At 58.5% G+C, this 16,275-nt stretch carries 19 protein-coding genes; 9 read left to right on the top strand and 10 right to left on the bottom strand.

Annotated features, from left to right (window positions below):
- Window positions 1-190: 190 nt before the first annotated feature.
- Window positions 191-649 (top strand): hypothetical protein, encoded by a 459-nt coding sequence (locus H9Q16_RS10350; protein WP_191075361.1) that lies wholly within the window; start codon window positions 191-193, stop codon window positions 647-649.
- Window positions 642-1,358, top strand: a complete 717-nt coding sequence (gene arsH / locus H9Q16_RS10345; protein WP_343067826.1) for an arsenical resistance protein ArsH — start codon at window positions 642-644, stop codon at window positions 1,356-1,358. Before H9Q16_RS10350 ends, arsH begins: the two co-directional genes overlap by 8 nt.
- Window positions 1,359-1,367: 9 nt before the next feature.
- Here the strand turns inward: arsH and H9Q16_RS10340 are convergent, their stop codons facing one another.
- Complete coding sequence (locus H9Q16_RS10340; protein WP_191075360.1) at window positions 1,368-2,492, bottom strand: beta-ketoacyl-ACP synthase III; 1,125 nt, start codon at window positions 2,490-2,492, stop codon at window positions 1,368-1,370.
- A 181-nt stretch (window positions 2,493-2,673) separates the two neighbouring features.
- On the opposite strand from H9Q16_RS10340, the gene H9Q16_RS10335 reads away from it, so the two are divergent.
- Window positions 2,674-3,489: a hypothetical protein gene (locus H9Q16_RS10335; protein ID WP_191075359.1), complete on the top strand. Its 816-nt coding sequence runs from the start codon at window positions 2,674-2,676 to the stop codon at window positions 3,487-3,489.
- Here H9Q16_RS10335 and H9Q16_RS10330 read toward each other — a convergent pair.
- Entirely contained in the window at window positions 3,486-3,779 is a 294-nt protein-coding gene (locus H9Q16_RS10330; protein WP_191075358.1) for a hypothetical protein, read from the bottom strand. The genes H9Q16_RS10335 and H9Q16_RS10330 overlap by 4 nt on opposite strands.
- Before the next feature lie 230 nt (window positions 3,780-4,009).
- Here H9Q16_RS10330 and H9Q16_RS10325 point away from each other — a divergent pair, with 230 nt between their 5' ends.
- On the top strand, window positions 4,010-4,507 hold the full coding sequence (locus H9Q16_RS10325) for a hypothetical protein (RefSeq protein ID WP_216859398.1): 498 nt from the start codon (window positions 4,010-4,012) through the stop codon (window positions 4,505-4,507).
- A 9-nt stretch (window positions 4,508-4,516) separates the two neighbouring features.
- On the opposite strand, the gene carB is transcribed toward H9Q16_RS10325, so the two are convergent.
- The 3 genes from carB to H9Q16_RS10310 all read right to left on the bottom strand — a co-directional run bounded on the left by carB (window position 4,517) and on the right by H9Q16_RS10310 (window position 10,003).
- Window positions 4,517-7,849, bottom strand: coding sequence for a carbamoyl-phosphate synthase large subunit (gene carB, locus H9Q16_RS10320; protein WP_191075356.1), 3,333 nt, complete (start codon window positions 7,847-7,849; stop codon window positions 4,517-4,519).
- Between the two features lie 123 nt (window positions 7,850-7,972).
- On the bottom strand, window positions 7,973-9,169 hold the full coding sequence (locus H9Q16_RS10315; protein ID WP_191075355.1) for an SAM-dependent methyltransferase: 1,197 nt from the start codon (window positions 9,167-9,169) through the stop codon (window positions 7,973-7,975).
- Window positions 9,170-9,238: 69 nt separating this feature from the next.
- Window positions 9,239-10,003, bottom strand: a complete 765-nt coding sequence (locus H9Q16_RS10310; protein WP_191076769.1) for an alpha/beta fold hydrolase — start codon at window positions 10,001-10,003, stop codon at window positions 9,239-9,241.
- Window positions 10,004-10,057: 54 nt separating this feature from the next.
- Here H9Q16_RS10310 and H9Q16_RS10305 point away from each other — a divergent pair, with 54 nt between their 5' ends.
- Genes H9Q16_RS10305 through H9Q16_RS10295 form a run of 3 tightly spaced genes read left to right on the top strand, consistent with a single transcriptional unit; the run spans window position 10,058 to window position 11,430 of the window.
- Window positions 10,058-10,432 (top strand): hypothetical protein, encoded by a 375-nt coding sequence (locus H9Q16_RS10305; RefSeq protein ID WP_191075354.1) that lies wholly within the window; start codon window positions 10,058-10,060, stop codon window positions 10,430-10,432.
- Window positions 10,433-10,447: 15 nt separating this feature from the next.
- On the top strand, window positions 10,448-10,795 hold the full coding sequence (locus tag H9Q16_RS10300; RefSeq protein WP_191075353.1) for a VOC family protein: 348 nt from the start codon (window positions 10,448-10,450) through the stop codon (window positions 10,793-10,795).
- A gap of 2 nt (window positions 10,796-10,797) precedes the next feature.
- Window positions 10,798-11,430 carry a LysE family translocator gene (locus H9Q16_RS10295; protein WP_191075352.1) on the top strand — a complete coding sequence of 211 codons (633 nt, stop codon included), beginning with the start codon at window positions 10,798-10,800 and terminating at the stop codon, window positions 11,428-11,430.
- A gap of 7 nt (window positions 11,431-11,437) precedes the next feature.
- Here the strand turns inward: H9Q16_RS10295 and H9Q16_RS10290 are convergent, their stop codons facing one another.
- Complete coding sequence (locus tag H9Q16_RS10290) at window positions 11,438-11,833, bottom strand: (R)-mandelonitrile lyase (RefSeq protein WP_191075351.1); 396 nt, start codon at window positions 11,831-11,833, stop codon at window positions 11,438-11,440.
- A gap of 105 nt (window positions 11,834-11,938) precedes the next feature.
- The gene (glyA, locus tag H9Q16_RS10285) at window positions 11,939-13,216 is read right to left on the bottom strand and encodes a serine hydroxymethyltransferase (RefSeq protein ID WP_191075350.1); all 1,278 of its coding nucleotides are present in this window, start codon (window positions 13,214-13,216) and stop codon (window positions 11,939-11,941) included.
- Between the two features lie 172 nt (window positions 13,217-13,388).
- Between glyA and H9Q16_RS10280 the strand changes: the two genes are divergently transcribed.
- Window positions 13,389-14,144 carry an NAD kinase gene (locus tag H9Q16_RS10280; RefSeq protein ID WP_191075349.1) on the top strand — a complete coding sequence of 252 codons (756 nt, stop codon included), beginning with the start codon at window positions 13,389-13,391 and terminating at the stop codon, window positions 14,142-14,144.
- Between the two features lie 176 nt (window positions 14,145-14,320).
- Here the strand turns inward: H9Q16_RS10280 and H9Q16_RS10275 are convergent, their stop codons facing one another.
- From H9Q16_RS10275 to H9Q16_RS10265, 3 genes are read right to left on the bottom strand one after another with little or no spacing between them, the layout of a single operon-like run.
- Complete coding sequence (locus H9Q16_RS10275) at window positions 14,321-14,875, bottom strand: SCO family protein (RefSeq protein ID WP_191075348.1); 555 nt, start codon at window positions 14,873-14,875, stop codon at window positions 14,321-14,323.
- Window positions 14,872-15,441 carry a hypothetical protein gene (locus H9Q16_RS10270; RefSeq protein ID WP_191075347.1) on the bottom strand — a complete coding sequence of 190 codons (570 nt, stop codon included), beginning with the start codon at window positions 15,439-15,441 and terminating at the stop codon, window positions 14,872-14,874. Before H9Q16_RS10270 ends, H9Q16_RS10275 begins: the two co-directional genes overlap by 4 nt.
- A complete protein-coding gene (locus H9Q16_RS10265) occupies window positions 15,438-15,884 on the bottom strand; it encodes a hypothetical protein (protein ID WP_191075346.1) in 447 nt (148 codons plus the stop codon). Before H9Q16_RS10265 ends, H9Q16_RS10270 begins: the two co-directional genes overlap by 4 nt.
- Window positions 15,885-16,072: 188 nt before the next feature.
- Between H9Q16_RS10265 and H9Q16_RS10260 the strand changes: the two genes are divergently transcribed.
- Window positions 16,073-16,270 carry a CsbD family protein gene (locus tag H9Q16_RS10260; protein WP_191075345.1) on the top strand — a complete coding sequence of 66 codons (198 nt, stop codon included), beginning with the start codon at window positions 16,073-16,075 and terminating at the stop codon, window positions 16,268-16,270.
- Window positions 16,271-16,275 lie beyond the last annotated feature (5 nt).

Here is a 16,275-nt window from a genome sequence, read left to right as displayed (position 1 = left end):
CACCGCGAAGATGCACGACCCCAACCTGTACCGCTAAGGGGGCAGCGGCTACTCGTCCCTTCCACATAACAATCTGTAGAAGTGAATAATTCATGACATTTACCGATAGAGCGATTAATGGGAAAACCCATAGAGCTTTCCCCCGGGGTGGTATTGGGCGAAAGTGGGTTCTGGGAGTGGGAAGAAGTTTATGGCCGGCATTGGCAGCTATCTCAAGAAACACACCGAAGCACTGGTCAAAGACGTTGGTATCGAACCGGCCTGTGCATTGACGGGCAAATCCAAGGCCACGCTAGGGCGGTATTATTCGGACAATGCCGAACATGCCGACCGTTTCATGCCGATCGATTCAGTCGCACTTCTTGAGGAATCGTCCAGCTATCCCCACGTAACCGCCGCCTTGGCCGAGCTGAAGGGCATTGGTCTAAACTTTGACGACCGCCGCCCGAACGCTGATCGCAAGGGTGGCGTCAATTCTGATGTGATCGCGCTTAGCCAGCGGTTTGCCATGCTGATGGCAGAATATCAGCAATCCATGGAAGACGGTCGCATCACGGTGAATGAGGCCAAGCGTCTGCTCAAGGAAACGACGCTGCTGCAACAGGTGCTGATCGACATGAAGCTTAATCTGGAAGACGAAAGTGGCTGACGACACGCCAGCGCTCCGGACAGCACTGTTGCACCAGATCGATACCGCGTCTCTGAAATCCCCCGACGATCCGGGCCACAAACCTCGCATATTGCTGCTTTACGGATCCCTGCGCCCGCAAAGCTATTCACGCCGCGCCGCGGAAGAGGCGGGGCGTATTCTGCGGCTTCTGGGCTGTGAAACGCAGATGTTTGATCCTAAAGATTTGCCCCTTGTCGACGGGTCAGAGCCTGACCATCCCAAGGTTGCTGAGCTGCGCGATCTTGCCGTCTGGGCGGAAGGGATGGTGTGGTCCAGCCCCGAACGGCATGGGGCAATGACCGGATTGATGAAAACCCAGATCGATTGGCTGCCGCTGTCTCTGCAGGGCGGTATTCGTCCGACACAAGGCAAGACATTGGCGGTGATGCAGGTCAGCGGCGGCTCGCAGTCATTCAACGCCGTCAACCAGATGCGTATTCTGGGGCGTTGGATGCGGATGGTCACAATCCCCAATCAGTCCAGTATCCCCAAGGCGTGGCTGGAATTTGACAGCGCGGGTCGCCTGCCCGAAGGCCCGTTCTATGCGCGGATCACCGACGTGATGGAAGAGCTGGTCAAATTCACCTGGCTGATACGCGGGCGCGCCGATTATCTGGTGGATCGCTATTCAGAGCGCTTGGAAAGCGCCGAAGAGGCTCACAAACGGGTATCCAGAAAGGGCGATTAGCTGCTTTGCTCAGCCGTGTTTCTCAACCAGAACTGATCCTACCGAGTAGCCAGCCCCGAACGAACAGATGAGCCCCGTATCCCCCTCCGCCAGATCATCGGAGTATTTAGAGAAGGCGATGATTGAACCGGCAGATGACGTGTTCGCGTAGTCTTGCAGGATGTTCGGCTGCTCTCCCGTCTCGGGCGTGCGACCCAGCACTTTGCGACCAATAAAGTCGTTCATCGACTTGTTTGCCTGATGCAGCCAAAGGCGTTTGAGATCGGCGGCGTCAACCCTTTCGCTGGCCATGTGATCGGCAATATGATCGGCAACAAGCGGCAGCACTTCCTTGAACACTTTGCGCCCGTTCTGCATAAATTGCATATCGCGCCTGTCAGTCAATCCATCGGGTCTGGAGCGCCGCAGAAAGCCGTTATTGTTGCGGATATTATTGCTGAACTCTGTTGCGCACCGGGTTGATTTGATGTCGAAATGTGGCCCCCGTGCATCTTCTGACCGTTCAATAAGGGTGGCGGTGGCGACGTCGCCAAAGATGAAATGACAATCCCGGTCGCGCCATTCCAGATGAGCCGAGCAGATCTCGGGGTTCACCACCAGCGCGGAACGGATGGATCCTGCACGCACCATGTCGGCGGCCGCCTGAATGCCGAACGTTGCCGATGAACAGGCCACATTCATGTCAAAGGCAAAGCCTTTGATGCCTAACAGCTGCTGGATTTCGATCGCAACGGCAGGATAGGCCCGCTCAAGATTCGATGCAGCACAGATCACCGCGTCGACGTCCGCTGCCGTACGACCGGCCTGTGCAAGGGCGCTTTGCGCGGCATTAATTGCCATTTCGGCCATCAGCGACGGCTCATCATCGCTGCGCTGGCGCAGCCTTGGATGCATGACATTGGGGTCCAGAACGCCTTCTTTATCAACCACATAGCGCTGTTCGATGCCGGATGCCTTGACGATAAACTCTTCGGATGAATATTCCTTGGCCTCGACGTCCCCCGCGGCGATGGCTGCTGCGTGCTCTGCGTTGTAAAGATCGACATGGGCGTTGAATGCTTCAACCAGTTCTGCGTTGGTTATGGTTTGTTCAGGGGTAAAAACGCCCGTGCCCGTGATGGCCGGTATATGCATGCAGGTTCTCCTTGATCCCGCTGATTTGCCCGGATTGCATATCCAAGGTCAAGGGAGGTAACCAAAAAGGGCATACCGGTTTCATATCTTCTTTACCCATCAGACCTAAAAGATTGTGTGGAACGTAGGGAGCTGAGACATCAAATTCGCGACTTTTTTCCTCGCAGTGCTGTGTGCATGCATGTTTGTGCGCACCGCCACCGCCCAGATGCGCGATACGGCTGCCCTGCGCGCGGAACTTCTGCTTGAGCAGCGCGTGGAACTGAAAAAGATGACCAAGGCCGTCTGCTTTGTTCTGGCCGGATCAGACCGGTCGCTGCTAAGCAGATCTGCGATTGCTGCCGCTGACCGTTTTGATCGGTCACTTGCACAATTGGTGACTGAGGATCTTGCCGCCGAGACGGACAGTGAAAGGGCCAAGGCGCTCAGTGAGTTGGACGCTCAGGCACGCGCTGTGACTTTGTCAGCCCGTCAGATTATCGCCGGGGACGTTCACCGGGTGCCGATGTCGCTGCTGCTGGACGATGGTGCCGATGTGGGACGGGCGTTAGTCACGCTGAGTGCATCCGCCCTTTCGCTGGACAAGGATAAGCCCGGTAGCACAGCCGCGGCGCACACCATGTTGACGCTCATCCACCAATCGGCGCGCATGCAAGCCATGCTGCGTGATGCTTGTCTCAACCAGGTCGGTCTGCTTGGCGAACGTGGACACGATCGCATGATGTCGGTCCAGGCCGAATTCGAGGCCGATCTGGCTGCACTGCAAACGGGCGACCCGGACCGCAACATTCTGGCACCGCCCAACGTCACGGCGCGGGTGTTGCTAGGCAAGGTCGCGGCTTTTTGGGACAAGTCGCGTGACACTCTTGTGACTGCGAGCCTTGGCGAAAATGTCGAGATCCGCGCGTTACAAAAGGCATCGATCTATGGGGATCTGATGGATATGAACCTGAAAAGGGCGCGCAAGGCTTACATGCGCACACCGCCTGGCGGTTAGCGTACCGGCACGGAATAGAGCACGTACCCATCGATCCGTGCTACTTCTTGCGCATTGAAGTCGATGACAAAGACACCAAGGTTTTCAAGGTCTTCAGGGCATCCAACCAGATCGGCGGCATCATCCAGGTATTCCCCTGTTGCCGGCGATTCACCCACCCGTTGGCAGCCGTCGCCCTTGAAACGGTAACCCTCGCCGAAGAGGGGCAGGGCGGTGCTGACGGGCGGCGGTGGCGGGCTGCAAGCAGTGATCAGCGCTGCTGTGGCAAACATTGAAACGGTGAAACGCATGAGTTGACTCCTTTCGACACTCTCCCAGCGTATCACAACTTCTCGTTATTCGGGTATTGGTTGGGGGATTCTTGCCGCTTTGTAATTTCTGCAGCAACAAGTGCGCCTTCGGGTCATCGTGTATTGCTTGATATGAACTGACCTCTCGCGCATCTTTTGGTCCACGGAACATCCGGAGATGAATGATGTCGGACCGACCCTTTGAGACAGTTGTTGAAGGGAATGTTGCCGTGTTTGGCTTCATCGTCGCCTTCATTTCGTTCATGGGTTTGTTCTTTCTTCTTGGTGCCTATGATAATCTCAGCGCTCCCTTAGAGGCAGTCACTTTTGCCGCATTGGGCATTGGCATCCTTTGGTTCGCCACGCGTCTGGCCACGTATTTTTTCAAACCGGCAATCAGCATCACAGACAAAACCTTTGTCGCGCGCCGCATTCTGAAACCCGGTGCGCGGTGGGAATTTGGGGACCTGAAGCGATTTGAGACTTCAATCACGCGGATCGAAAAGGGTCATTCGGGCCGTCGTCTGCCGACACCACTTTTTGTCGAACGTCTTCATGCCGTGGCATTGAACGACACGCGGCAAACCGTGACCTTGCCTGCATTTGCCGGATCCAATGAAACGCTCATTTCCGAACTGAAAAACCGCAGCTTGCTTGAGGTGAAGCGTGATTTTGACGCAAAGCCGGAGGCGCCGCTGTGGCGCCGCCTTTTTGGAAAGAAGAGCTAGGTCTTCGTCCTAGCCTTGCAGCGCCTTTACCCCGATCTCATCTTCTGCCTGCGCCTTGATGGCCAGAGCGGCGGCATAGCTGCCCGCGGCAGTCGTATAGTATGGGATCTTGTCATAAAGCGCGATGGACCGGATGGATTTACTGTCTTCGACCGCCTGTGTGCCTTCGGTGGTGTTCATCACCAGGTGGATGCGACCGTCTTTCATCATGTCCGTGACATCGGGGCGCCCCTCGTAGACCTTGTTGACCGTGCCGCAGGTGTGATCGTGGGTGTTCAGCCAGGCCGCCGTCCCCCGCGTCGCCACAAGGGTAAAGCCTTGCTCTAAAAGAATTTCAGCGCATTTCAACATGTCGTCGGTCTTGTCGTCATCCTTGATCGACAGGAATGCGCACCCTTCGGCTGGCAAAATGGTGCCCGCACCCATCTGGGCCTTGAGAAACGCGCGCGGGAAATCCCGATCCCAGCCCATGACCTCACCGGTTGAGCGCATCTCGGGGCCGAGAATTGTGTCGACGCCGGGGAAACGGGCGAAGGGCAGCACCGCTTCCTTGACGGAGAACCAAGGCATGTTCGGGTCAGCCAATTCCATCGGGTCGCCCAATGGCAGCACGTCCGCATAGGAACTTTGATGCGGGTAGGCGGCGCGCTTGGGAAAGGTGCTCAGCTTTTCACCGGCCATGACGCGCGCAGCGATGCTTGCAATCGCTGAATCAGTCGCCTTTGCGACGAACGGCACTGTGCGCGAGGCGCGGGGGTTGACCTCAATAAGGTAGATTTCACCATTCTTGACGGCGAACTGGATATTCATCAAACCGACGACGTTAAGAGCCTTGGCAAGCAGCTTGGTTTGGCGCTCCACCTCGGCAATAATGTCGCTCGGCAGTGAGTACGGGGGAAGCGAACAGGCTGAATCGCCGGAATGCACGCCTGCCTCTTCGATGTGCTGCATGATGCCGGCCACGTGGACGTCGGACCCATCGCTCAGCGCGTCGACGTCAAGTTCAACGGCACCACTGAGATAGCTGTCCAGCAGCACAGGGCTGTCACCCGACACAACGACCGCAGTGGAGATGTACCGCTCAAGCGACGCCATATCCCGTACGATTTCCATCGCCCTGCCGCCCAGCACATAAGACGGGCGGATCACCAGCGGGAAACCGATGTCTTCGGCAATGCTGAGCGCCTGAGCGTCCGTCGAGGCGATCCCGTTACGCGGTTGCTTGAGACCAAGGTTTTGCACCAGTTGCTGGAACCGCTCGCGGTCTTCCGCAAGATCAATCATGTCGGGCGTAGTGCCGAGGATCGGAATGCCGGCCTCTTGCAGTGCGGCGGCGATTTTCAGCGGTGTTTGGCCGCCAAACTGAACGATGACGCCGTGCAGGGTGCCATTCTCCTGCTCGACCCGCAGGATCTCCATCACGTGTTCAAAGGTGAGGGGTTCGAAATAGAGACGGTCGGAAGTGTCGTAGTCGGTTGAGACGGTCTCGGGGTTGCAGTTGACCATGATGGTCTCATACCCCGCGTCGGTCAGCGCATAGCAGGCGTGGCAGCAGCAATAATCGAACTCGATGCCCTGCCCGATGCGGTTGGGGCCACCGCCAAGGATCACGACCTTTTTGCGATCCGAGGGGCGTGCCTCGCATTCCACGTCGCCCATCATCGGGGTTTCGTAGGTTGAATACATGTAGGGCGTTTGCGCCTCGAATTCTGCCGCGCAGGTGTCGATCCGTTTGAAGACTGCGCGCACGCCTGCGTTCAGGCGCGCATGGCGCACTTCGGCTTCGGTACGCGCTGAAAGCGTCGCAAGACGCGCATCGGTAAAGCCCATCATCTTGAGATGCCGCAGTGCGGCCACATCCGAAGGTAGGCCATTGGTTCTGACGCCTTCCTCGGCTTCGATGATCTCACGGATGCGGGCAAGGAACCAAGGATCGAACATGGTCACCCCGTGGATGTCATCGTCGGTCATGCCGTGCCGCATGGCCTGCGCGATTGTACGCAGCCGGTCGGGGGTTTGCAGGCTGATCGCCTTGACGACTGCCGCCTTGTCCGGTGCGCCGGGAATGTCGATTTCGTCAAAGCCGGTCAGCCCGGATTCCATCGACGCCAGTGCTTTTTGCAGGGATTCGTGGATGGTGCGGCCGATGGACATCGCCTCGCCCACGGACTTCATCGCTGTTGTCAGGTCAGGGGTAGAGCCAGGGAATTTCTCGAACGCGAATTTGGGGATCTTGGTGACGACGTAGTCGATTGTGGGCTCAAAGGAGGCGGGTGTGACACCGGTAATATCGTTGTCGAGTTCATCGAGTGTAAAGCCCACGGCGAGTTTCGCGGCGATCTTGGCAATCGGGAAACCGGTCGCCTTGGAGGCCAGCGCGGAGGAGCGGCTGACACGCGGGTTCATTTCGATCACGACCATGCGGCCATCGTCGGGGTTCACGGCCCATTGCACGTTCGAGCCGCCGGTTTCCACGCCGATCTCGCGCAGGACAGCGATCGAGTGGTTGCGCATGATCTGGTATTCTTTGTCCGTGAGGGTGAGGGCCGGGGCAACGGTAATGCTGTCGCCGGTATGCACACCCATCGGGTCCACGTTCTCGATTGAACAGACGATAATGGCGTTGTCGGCGGTATCGCGCACGACTTCCATCTCGAATTCCTTCCAGCCCAGCAGGCTTTCGTCGATCAGGATTTGACCTACCGGAGAGGCATCCATGCCCGACCGGCAGAAATGTTCGTAGTCTTCGCGGTTATAGGCCACACCGCCGCCGGTCCCACCCATGGTAAATGCAGGTCGGATGATCGCGGGCAGGCCGATCTCTTCGAGGTCCTGAAGGGCCAACTGCACACCAGCAACAAGATCTTTCTTGCCCGATGCATCCAGCGGTGCGGTGCAAATCGTGGCTTTGGGATTTTCGATACCCAAACGATCCATTGCCTCACGGAACAGCTTGCGGTCTTCGGCCATTTCGATGGCTTCGCGCTTGGCCCCGATCATCTCGACGTTGAAAGTGTCGAGCACGCCCATTTCTTCCAAGGCAAGTGAGGTGTTCAGCCCGGTCTGCCCGCCCATGGTGGGCAAAAGCGCATCGGGGCGTTCTTTTTCGATGATCTTGGCAACAATATCCGGCGTGATGGGTTCGATATAGGTGGCATCGGCCAGTCCGGGATCCGTCATGATCGTCGCAGGGTTGGAGTTGACGAGGATGACCCGGTAGCCTTCTTCCTTCAACGCCTTGCACGCCTGTGCGCCGGAGTAGTCGAATTCGCAGGCCTGACCGATAACAATGGGGCCCGCGCCAATGATCATGATCGATTGGATATCGGTTCTTTTTGGCATGGAGCCCCCCGGTCAGACGGGCGCGCGGGAACGCGCGCCAAATTGAACCGCGTTATAGGCACCGGGGGGGGCGTTGCAACCTCAAACCGCACTTAACGGGGCCGCAGATGCCGTGTGCCGTCATCATGTGTGCAGGTATGCCCGGGTTAGGGGCACCGCATCGCGTTCATGGGTCAGTTGAAACTGGTAGACGGCCTGCATCTGATGTTCAAACGCGACAATGCAGGCAGCGAAGTAGTAGCGGAACATGGCGACAAAACGATCGTCATACATCGCCGTGATCTTGTCGAGATTGGTCTCGAACCGTGTGCGCCAGTGGCGGATCGTCTGCGCGTAGTGCAGGCGCCATACCTCGATATCAGTTTGCCACAGCCCGCTTTTCTCGATTGGTCCTGCCAGTTCGGACAGGGACGGGACATACCCGCCAGGGAAGATGTACTTGTTGATCCACGCGCTATGGGGCAAGGGTGGTGCGCTGCGCCCGATGGTATGGATCAGCCCCACGCCTTTTGGTTTCAGAAGATCGGCGACCTTGGCAAAGTAGGTGCTGTAGTTCGGAACGCCCACATGCTCCAACATGCCGACGCTGACGATGCGGTCGAATTTTTCGTCTACATTGCGGTAATCCTGCAGGCGGAACGTGACGCGATCTTCTAACCCTTCGGCGCGCGCGCGGGCGTTGGCTCGGTCCAACTGATTTTGCGACAGTGTCACCCCTGTCACCCGCACGCCAAAATCCCGCGCCAGCGTCAGCGCCATGCCGCCCCAGCCGCAGCCGATGTCCAGCACATGGTTGTCCGGTTCAAGCCGCAGTTTGGCAGCGATATGGGACTTTTTGGCGATCTGGGCTTGCTCCAGCGACATGTCGGGGTCGGTGAAATAGGCGCAGGAATATTGCATGTCCTCGTCCAGAAACAGCTGATAAAGCGCGTCCGAGATGTCATAGTGATGCGCCACGTTGGCCCGTGCCCGTTCGGGCGTATTGCGTTGAATGAAGCGGCGCATGTGAAACCGGCCCCGGTTGGACAGGTGTAACCACATCGGTACGCCCCCGTCGTTACGGTTCGTGATCAATACCCGAAGCAAATCGTCAAGGCTGGTATTGTTAAGGGTGATGGTCCCATCCATAAACCCTTCGCCCAGCCCCAGCTCAGGATTGATGCACATGCGCCTCAGCGTTGCGGGTGTATGGATGGTAAAGCCAACCGTCTCACCGCTTTGCGGTCCATAGGATTTTACGGATCCGTCCGGATAGGTGATGCGCAGTTGGTCGTGCACCATGACGGTATTCAGAACTTTTTCGAAGAGCGATTTCAGCATCTTCCCACGAGCCCCCAAACTCACATTAGTAATTTTGGTGGGATTTTTGCGTGCGTCAAGTGGCGGGTGTCAGGCGTCCAGAAATGTGCGGAGGGTGGCCTCGAATTCGCGGGGTTTTTCAGCATGCAGCCAGTGTCCGGCCCCGGGAAGCTTTGCAAAACGCGCCACTGGGAAGAAAGACTTGATGCGGTCGCGGTGCGCAACCTGTACGTAGTCGGATGCGCCGCCGGACAGGAACAGGACCGGCCCGTCAAATTGGCCGGCAATGTCTTCTGGCCAGCCAATTATCTTGTCCATTTCGGCTTCGAGCACATCAAGGTTCAGGCGCCACCGCTTCTCCGGCACATCCAGCGACTGCGTGAAGAAGCTTTGCAAGGCGCGCTCCACACCAGCGTCGGCCAGCTGCGCCTCGGCGTCAGAGCGGCGGGTGACGCGCGACATGTCCACGCTGCGCATGGCATCGATGAACATCGCCTGCGTGTGTCCGTAGGCCACCGGGGCAATGTCAGCGACAACCAGCTTGCGCAGCAGTCCCGGGTGCGTGAGTGCAAGCGTCATCGCGGCCTTGCCCCCCATGGAGTGACCACAAAGGTCGACCGGTGCGCCGATGTCATGGATCAGCTCAGCCAGATCATTGGCCTGATCAGGATAGCTGTGTGTCGGCGACTGCGGGCTTGTGCCATGGTTGCGCATGTCCGGCGTGATCACATGGCGTTTGTCCGACAACCGTTTCGCAATCACACCCCAGTTGCGTCCCGACCCATAAAGCCCGTGCGCAATGACGAGGGGTGGCACGTTGGCGACAGGTGTTCCGTATTCCGTGTATGCCAGCATGGAGCAGACGTACTGCCATTGCGCCCCCAATGCCAGTGCGATTAGGGTGCCGCCATGTTCCAGGACCAGGACATTCACACCAAGGCAGAAACCCTGCGCAAGCAACTGCAGGAGAAACTTGGCGTGCGCAGCCGGGATCTGTCTCAGGCTCTGAAGCGCGCTGGCCGCAGGCTGCCGCGCCGGGTGCGCGGTGAGGGCCAAGCGCTGGTGCGTGCTGAAAAGCTGGCTGCGAACCCGAAACTTGCGCGGCAGTTGAATAGTGCCGAGGTCGACCGGGCCTATGCGACAGTTGCCGCACATCTAAAGGATATTGACGTGGCGGATGCCCGCAAAGGCAAGTTGTTGAGCCTTGCGGCCGCCGTGGCAGGAAATCTGCTGATTGTTATCGCCGGGTTTTTGGTCTGGTTGTGGTGGCGTGGCTATGTCTGATCGCAGAGGACTCTCATGACCGTTGTGCGGATCGTTCCCAATCTGGCCACCGCAGATGTCCAGGGCCTGGCGGCCTTCTATGAAGAGTTGCTGGGCCTCAACATCCTGATGGACCAGGGCTGGATCATGACGATGGGCAGTGGTGATCTGGGGCCCGTGCAGTTGAGTATCGCCTCTGAGGGCGGCAGCGGCACGCCCGTGCCGGATCTGTCAATTCAGGTTGATGATGTGGATGCCGTCTTTGCGCACGCGCAGGATATGGGCTGCGACATAAGCTATCCGCTGACCGATGAACCCTGGGGGGTGCGGCGCTTTTTCGTCACCGATCCCATGGGCCGGGCGCTGAATATTCTGGCCCATTGACCATGCCGGGATCTGAAACCCTGATCGCCTTTTTTGTTGCCACCGCCGTTTTTGCCTACATGCCCGGGCCCGGCACGTTGTATGCGGCTGCGCAGACGATCTCACGGGGAAGTCGCGCGGGCACCATGGCGGCTTTGGGTTTGCACCTTGGCGGCTATGTCCATGTGCTGGCGGCTGCCTTTGGGCTGGCCCTGATATTTCAGGCCGTACCCACGCTTTACGTCCTGCTCAAGCTGGGCGGGGCCGCGTATTTGATCTGGCTGGGGGTGCGCATGTTCCGGGCGCCTGCGATTCAATCGGTCGAGACAAAGTCACTCGCCGCCAGGACGCCCCGCCGCGCATTTTGGGAAAGTGTGACTGTCGAGGTGCTGAACCCCAAGACGGCGCTTTTCTTTCTCGCCTTCTTGCCCCAGTTTACGGATCCTGCGGCGGATATGGCCATTTGGCTGCAGCTTTTGGTGCTTGGTACCATCGTGAATATCATGTTCTCCAGCGCGGATCTGGCCTGCGTTCTGATGGCGGATCGCCTTATGCGCAAATTGCACCAATCGTCGCGTGCAAGTGTCTGGGCACAGGGGATGGGCGGGTCAATCCTTGTGGGGCTGGGCGGTAAGCTTGCTCTGGATGTAAGGTAGTCAGCCCTCAGCCGCCGTAATCGGCATCCGAAACCTTTTCCAGCCAATCAGCCGCACTGCCATCCAGCGTTTCCTGCAATGCTATATGGGACATGGCGCAATCGGGCGCGGCACCATGCCAGTGTTTTTCACCGGGCTCGAACCAGATCACGTCGCCCGGGCGGATGGTCTGAACAGGATCGCCTGCGCGTTGTGCGCGTCCGACACCCGCAGTGACAATCAATGTCTGGCCCAGTGGATGGGTGTGCCAGGCCGTTCGGGCGCCGGGCTCGAACGTGACGCTCAGCGCGTTGAGCCGCGCAGGCGCGGGGGCTGTTATCAGCGGGTCCATGCGTACAGTACCAGTGAAGTAGTCAGGGTTGGGCGTGCTGGAAGGGCGTGACCCGGCGCGGTGGATGATCATGGGTGTCTCCTGTGATGGGTTGCGTCACCATAGCGACATCGCCCGCAGACGCGAAAGGGGCGACTGACGGCCGCCCCCTGTACCCTTGCGCCCATAAGAGGGCTCTCAGAGGTTGGGATACATCGGATAGCGCGCGCAAAGTGCTTCGACCTCCGCCTTGACCTTCTCTTCGACCGCTGCATTGCCGTCAGCACCGTTTGCAGCCAGGCCGTCAACCACTTCGATGATCCAGTCCGCGATCTGGCGGAACTCGGCTTCGCCAAAGCCGCGCGTGGTACCGGCAGGAGAACCAAGGCGGATACCGGATGTGATCGTTGGCTTTTCAGGGTCAAACGGCACGCCGTTCTTGTTGCAGGTGATATGCGCGCGCCCCAGGGCCTTTTCAGTCTCGTTGCCTTTCACACCTTTCGGGCGCAGGTCCACCAGAACCACGTGGGTGTCGGTCCCGTGTGTGACCGTGTCAAGACCGCCTTTGATCAACTGATCAGAGAGGGCCTGTGCGTTCACCACGACCTGTTTGATGTAGTCCTTGAACCCCGGCTGCAGCGCTTCGCCAAAGGCCACGGCCTTGCCCGCGATGACATGCATCAACGGCCCGCCCTGAATGCCGGGGAAGATGGCAGAGTTGAACTTTTTGGCCAACGCCTCGTCATTTGTCAGGATCATGCCGCCGCGAGGGCCGCGCAGGGTTTTGTGGGTCGTCGTGGTGGCCACATGTGCGTGCGGGAAGGGCGAGGGATGTTCCCCCGCCGCCACAAGCCCTGCAAAGTGCGCCATGTCCACATGCAGATATGCGCCGACGCTGTCGGCAATCTGACGCATGCGGGCAAAGTCGATCTGGCGTGGGATTGCAGAACCGCCCGCAATGATCATCTTGGGTTGATGTTCGCTGGCCAGTTCCTGCACCTGTTCATAATCCAGCAGGTTGTCTTGCTTGCGCACGCCGTACTGTATGGCGTTGAACCATTTGCCGGATTGGTTTGGCTTGGCCCCGTGCGTCAGATGACCGCCTGCGTCAAGGCTCATGCCCAGAATGGTATCGCCGGGCTGCAAAAGTGCCTGCATCACCCCCTGGTTTGCCTGAGACCCCGAGTTCGGCTGCACATTGGCAAAGCCGCAGTCAAAGAGTTCGCACGCCCGTTCGATGGCGAGATTTTCAGCGACGTCCACAAACTGGCAGCCGCCATAGTACCGGCGACCCGGATAGCCCTCGGCGTATTTGTTTGTCATGATTGACCCCTGCGCCTCGAGGACGGCGGCGGACACGATGTTTTCTGACGCGATCAGCTCGATCTCGTCGCGCTGGCGGCCCAGTTCATCCGCGATGGCGCGGGCGATGTCTGGGTCGGTCTCGGACAGGGGTGCGGTGAAAAAGCCGGACATGGGCGCATTCCTCTTTGGGGCCTTGGGGTTTTGCGTCTCCTATCCGAATCCGTCAGACGCGTGAAGGTGTGATTGCGACCCTTGCGGCAATATGCGCGGCAGCGCTGGCGGGGCGCGCACAAATATGTTTGTCTGCAGGGAGCTTGCGCGTACCGCCTCCGGAGAGACGTCCATGAAAATCGCATTCACCGCCAGTGCCGCCGCCGTGGCACAGACCGCGCGGGCCGCCCTGATCGGGCGCTATGGCGATGTGCCTGTGCAAGAGGCCGAGGTCATCGTGGCGCTGGGCGGTGACGGCTTCATGTTGCATACGCTGCATGAAACCCAAGAACTGGACGCGGCCGTTTACGGGATGAATCGTGGCACAATCGGTTTTTTGATGAATGCATACGGCGAAGGCGATCTGGTGGAGCGGCTGAGCGCTGCCGAGCGGGCAGAGATCAACCCTCTTGAGATGCGCGCAACCCATTCGGACGGATCGGTTTCAACGGCGCTGGCGATCAATGAGGTTTCCCTCCTGCGGGCAGGTCCACAAGCTGCCAAGTTGCAGATCACCGTCGACGGGCGGCTGCGGATGCAGGAACTTGTATGTGACGGGGCGCTGGTGGCGACACCCGCCGGATCGACCGCCTACAATTATTCAGCGCACGGTCCTATCCTGCCGATCGGCGCGGATGTGTTGGCCTTGACGGCCATGTCCGCCTTTCGGCCCAGGCGCTGGCGCGGGGCGCTCTTGCCCTCATCCGCGCGGGTGCAATTTGATGTGCTTGAGCCCGAAAAACGGCCCGTAATGGCCGATGCTGACGGCAAATCCCATCGCGATGTGACGCGGGTCGAGATTCGGTCAGAGCCGAGTGTGTCACACGCCATTCTTTTTGATCCTGGTCACGGATTGGAAGAACGACTGATATCAGAACAGTTTACCTGAGCTCCTGTTGCAACACGCGCGATCCAGATCCGGCGGCGGCAGCACGTCGACATCTTAAATGAGTTTTTTGGAAAGATGAATAATGGACGGAGCTTCTTCATCTTTCCAATAAACTCAGCCTGGCATCTGCAACGTATCCTGCCGCTCGGACTTTGACACTTGGCCTCAACACGAGGCTACCCCGGCCCTGAGACATATTTCAAAGCGATTTCGGCAGCAGTCCATTCGTCCACCACAGGCGGGATCAGGGTCAGCACCTCACCCTGGCCGTCAAGCAGGTAGACCATAGAGCCGTGGCTATAGACCGGACCGTATTCGGGGTCCTCATAGGCAAGTTCATGATCGATTGAGAACGCCTCATAGGCGGCTTGCAATGCGGAAGGATCGCCCGTCAGACCGATGAAGTCCGGATGGTATTTCAAAAGGGCTTCCATGTTGCCCACTTGATCCCGCGCCGGATCGACGGTGATCATGACCGGGGTGGCGGTCACGCCCTTTTTTGCCAGTTGTTCGACAATCCCCACCATCAGCGGCAGCGCGGCAGTGCAGATGCCGGGGCAATTCGCATAGCCAAAGAACAGCAACTGTGGCTGCCCTTCAGGGTCTTGCTGTGTGCGCGGTGCCCCGGTGTGATCTGTCAGCGCAAAAGGTCCACCCACATCGAAAGGCAGCGCAGTCTGCGCCCAGACCGGTGTTGCCAACACCATCAAGGCCGTGATCAGCGCCTTCATTCGAAAAGGTATTCCTTGAACGCCTTGTCGATCTCGAGCCCCAGCCCAAGATATCCCTCTTTGGCGATCAGTGCCTGAATGCGGGGATCGCGCCGGAACCATTGGCCTTTGCCTTTGGCATCGGGGTTATTGGCTGCCCAGACCTTCGTCCACTGGCTTGCCTTGGTCCAGTCCGCGCTCCCAGCCTTGATGCGTTGCACCAGATAAACGTTGTTGATCGGGAAATCTTCATCGTTGATCATGAGTCCATCAACGGTGATATCTTGCCCGCAATAGGGGAGCAAATCGACGACGGCACCTGTGAAAGCGGGCTGATTGTTCTTCAGCGCCATCACCAAGACCCCGTCGGCCGCACGCAAAAGCGCCAGCTGGCGGTCGCCATCGCCGCAGTTTGACGGGCAGTCACCCGTGAGTTCGCACATGGCGTCAACGACCTTAGCCTCAAAGAGCGCCGGTTCTTCGGCATAGAGGTTCCAACTGCGGGCTTCGGAATTTTCTGAGAAATCCTGTGCCGCGAGCGGCGCAGCAAGCAGGGCGAGAGCGGGGAAAAGAAATGCGCGGATCATTCTTTCGGCTCCGGAATGGCGAAGGAGGGGACGACGTCGTAGTCTTCGTGGGTGAGGTTTACGATTCCGAGATCTTCGACCACCTCTTCGACCACAATGTAATTGATGCCATCGCGTGCATAGTGCATGCCATCTGCCGTCACCGTATGGGACGCGAGCCTCAGAGCGGTATCGCCGCCGGTCGCATTATCCTGCGCGCCCAGTTTGAGGATCGTATAGACCGTTCCGTCCTCGGTCAGCAGCCCAATGGGGATACCAGAGGCGGAACACCACAAAGCGCAGGTGTGATGTGCAGAACCGACAACCGCATCCGGCCCGCCCATGACGCCTGAATAATAGCACCACGTGTCGATGATTTCACCTGTGACGGTGATCCGTTCGCCTTCGGCGGCCCATCCGCTTATGGGAAGTATCGCCAGAACGGCGGCAAGAAGTCTGTGCATGTTCGATCCTTTTGACGTGATTGGATCAGCCTAGGCCGCTGATCGCCATGGCGGCAAATCACAATTTCAACAATTTCTGTTTTGCGCTGGCAATTGCGGAACTTCCCGCGTTCTGGGGGGTTGGTTTGATAAGGAAGGCGGCAGCATCCGGCGCGCCGCCATGACAACTTATTCGAAAGGACCAAGACATGAATTGGGACACAATCGAAGGTAACTGGAAGCAGTTCAAAGGCGACATCAAAGCGCATTGGGGCGATCTGACCGACGACGAAGTCGATCAGGCCGAAGGCAACCGCGACAAGCTGGTTGGCAAGATCCAAGAGCGTTACGGCCTTGCGAAATCTGAAGCTGAGCGTCAGATCGACGAATTTGTCGCCAAGCACTAAGGCAA

The sequence above is a fragment of the Sulfitobacter aestuariivivens genome (genome assembly GCF_014763045.1).
GTDB lineage: Bacteria > Pseudomonadota > Alphaproteobacteria > Rhodobacterales > Rhodobacteraceae > Sulfitobacter > Sulfitobacter aestuariivivens.
Note: the sequence above shows the minus strand (reverse complement) of the source record. Positions and strands in the feature narration are given on the sequence as shown.

Excerpts from the sequence above, each read along its gene's own strand:
- H9Q16_RS10295 (WP_191075352.1), top strand. The coding sequence starts at position 10,798 with ATGCCGGGATCTGAAACCCTGATCGCCTTTTTTGTTGCCACCGCCGTT.
- H9Q16_RS10275 (WP_191075348.1), bottom strand. The coding sequence starts at position 14,875 with ATGAAGGCGCTGATCACGGCCTTGATGGTGTTGGCAACACCGGTCTGG.
- H9Q16_RS10270 (WP_191075347.1), bottom strand. The coding sequence starts at position 15,441 with ATGATCCGCGCATTTCTTTTCCCCGCTCTCGCCCTGCTTGCTGCGCCG.
- H9Q16_RS10280 (WP_191075349.1), top strand. The coding sequence starts at position 13,389 with ATGAAAATCGCATTCACCGCCAGTGCCGCCGCCGTGGCACAGACCGCG.
- H9Q16_RS10350 (WP_191075361.1), top strand. The coding sequence starts at position 191 with ATGGCCGGCATTGGCAGCTATCTCAAGAAACACACCGAAGCACTGGTC.
- H9Q16_RS10310 (WP_191076769.1), bottom strand. The coding sequence starts at position 10,003 with ATGCTGGCATACACGGAATACGGAACACCTGTCGCCAACGTGCCACCC.
- H9Q16_RS10305 (WP_191075354.1), top strand. The coding sequence starts at position 10,058 with ATGTTCCAGGACCAGGACATTCACACCAAGGCAGAAACCCTGCGCAAG.
- H9Q16_RS10260 (WP_191075345.1), top strand. The coding sequence starts at position 16,073 with ATGAATTGGGACACAATCGAAGGTAACTGGAAGCAGTTCAAAGGCGAC.
- H9Q16_RS10265 (WP_191075346.1), bottom strand. The coding sequence starts at position 15,884 with ATGCACAGACTTCTTGCCGCCGTTCTGGCGATACTTCCCATAAGCGGA.
- H9Q16_RS10315 (WP_191075355.1), bottom strand. The coding sequence starts at position 9,169 with ATGCTGAAATCGCTCTTCGAAAAAGTTCTGAATACCGTCATGGTGCAC.
- H9Q16_RS10340 (WP_191075360.1), bottom strand. The coding sequence starts at position 2,492 with ATGCATATACCGGCCATCACGGGCACGGGCGTTTTTACCCCTGAACAA.
- H9Q16_RS10300 (WP_191075353.1), top strand. The coding sequence starts at position 10,448 with ATGACCGTTGTGCGGATCGTTCCCAATCTGGCCACCGCAGATGTCCAG.
- carB (WP_191075356.1), bottom strand. The coding sequence starts at position 7,849 with ATGCCAAAAAGAACCGATATCCAATCGATCATGATCATTGGCGCGGGC.
- H9Q16_RS10330 (WP_191075358.1), bottom strand. The coding sequence starts at position 3,779 with ATGCGTTTCACCGTTTCAATGTTTGCCACAGCAGCGCTGATCACTGCT.
- glyA (WP_191075350.1), bottom strand. The coding sequence starts at position 13,216 with ATGTCCGGCTTTTTCACCGCACCCCTGTCCGAGACCGACCCAGACATC.
- H9Q16_RS10335 (WP_191075359.1), top strand. The coding sequence starts at position 2,674 with ATGTTTGTGCGCACCGCCACCGCCCAGATGCGCGATACGGCTGCCCTG.
- H9Q16_RS10290 (WP_191075351.1), bottom strand. The coding sequence starts at position 11,833 with ATGATCATCCACCGCGCCGGGTCACGCCCTTCCAGCACGCCCAACCCT.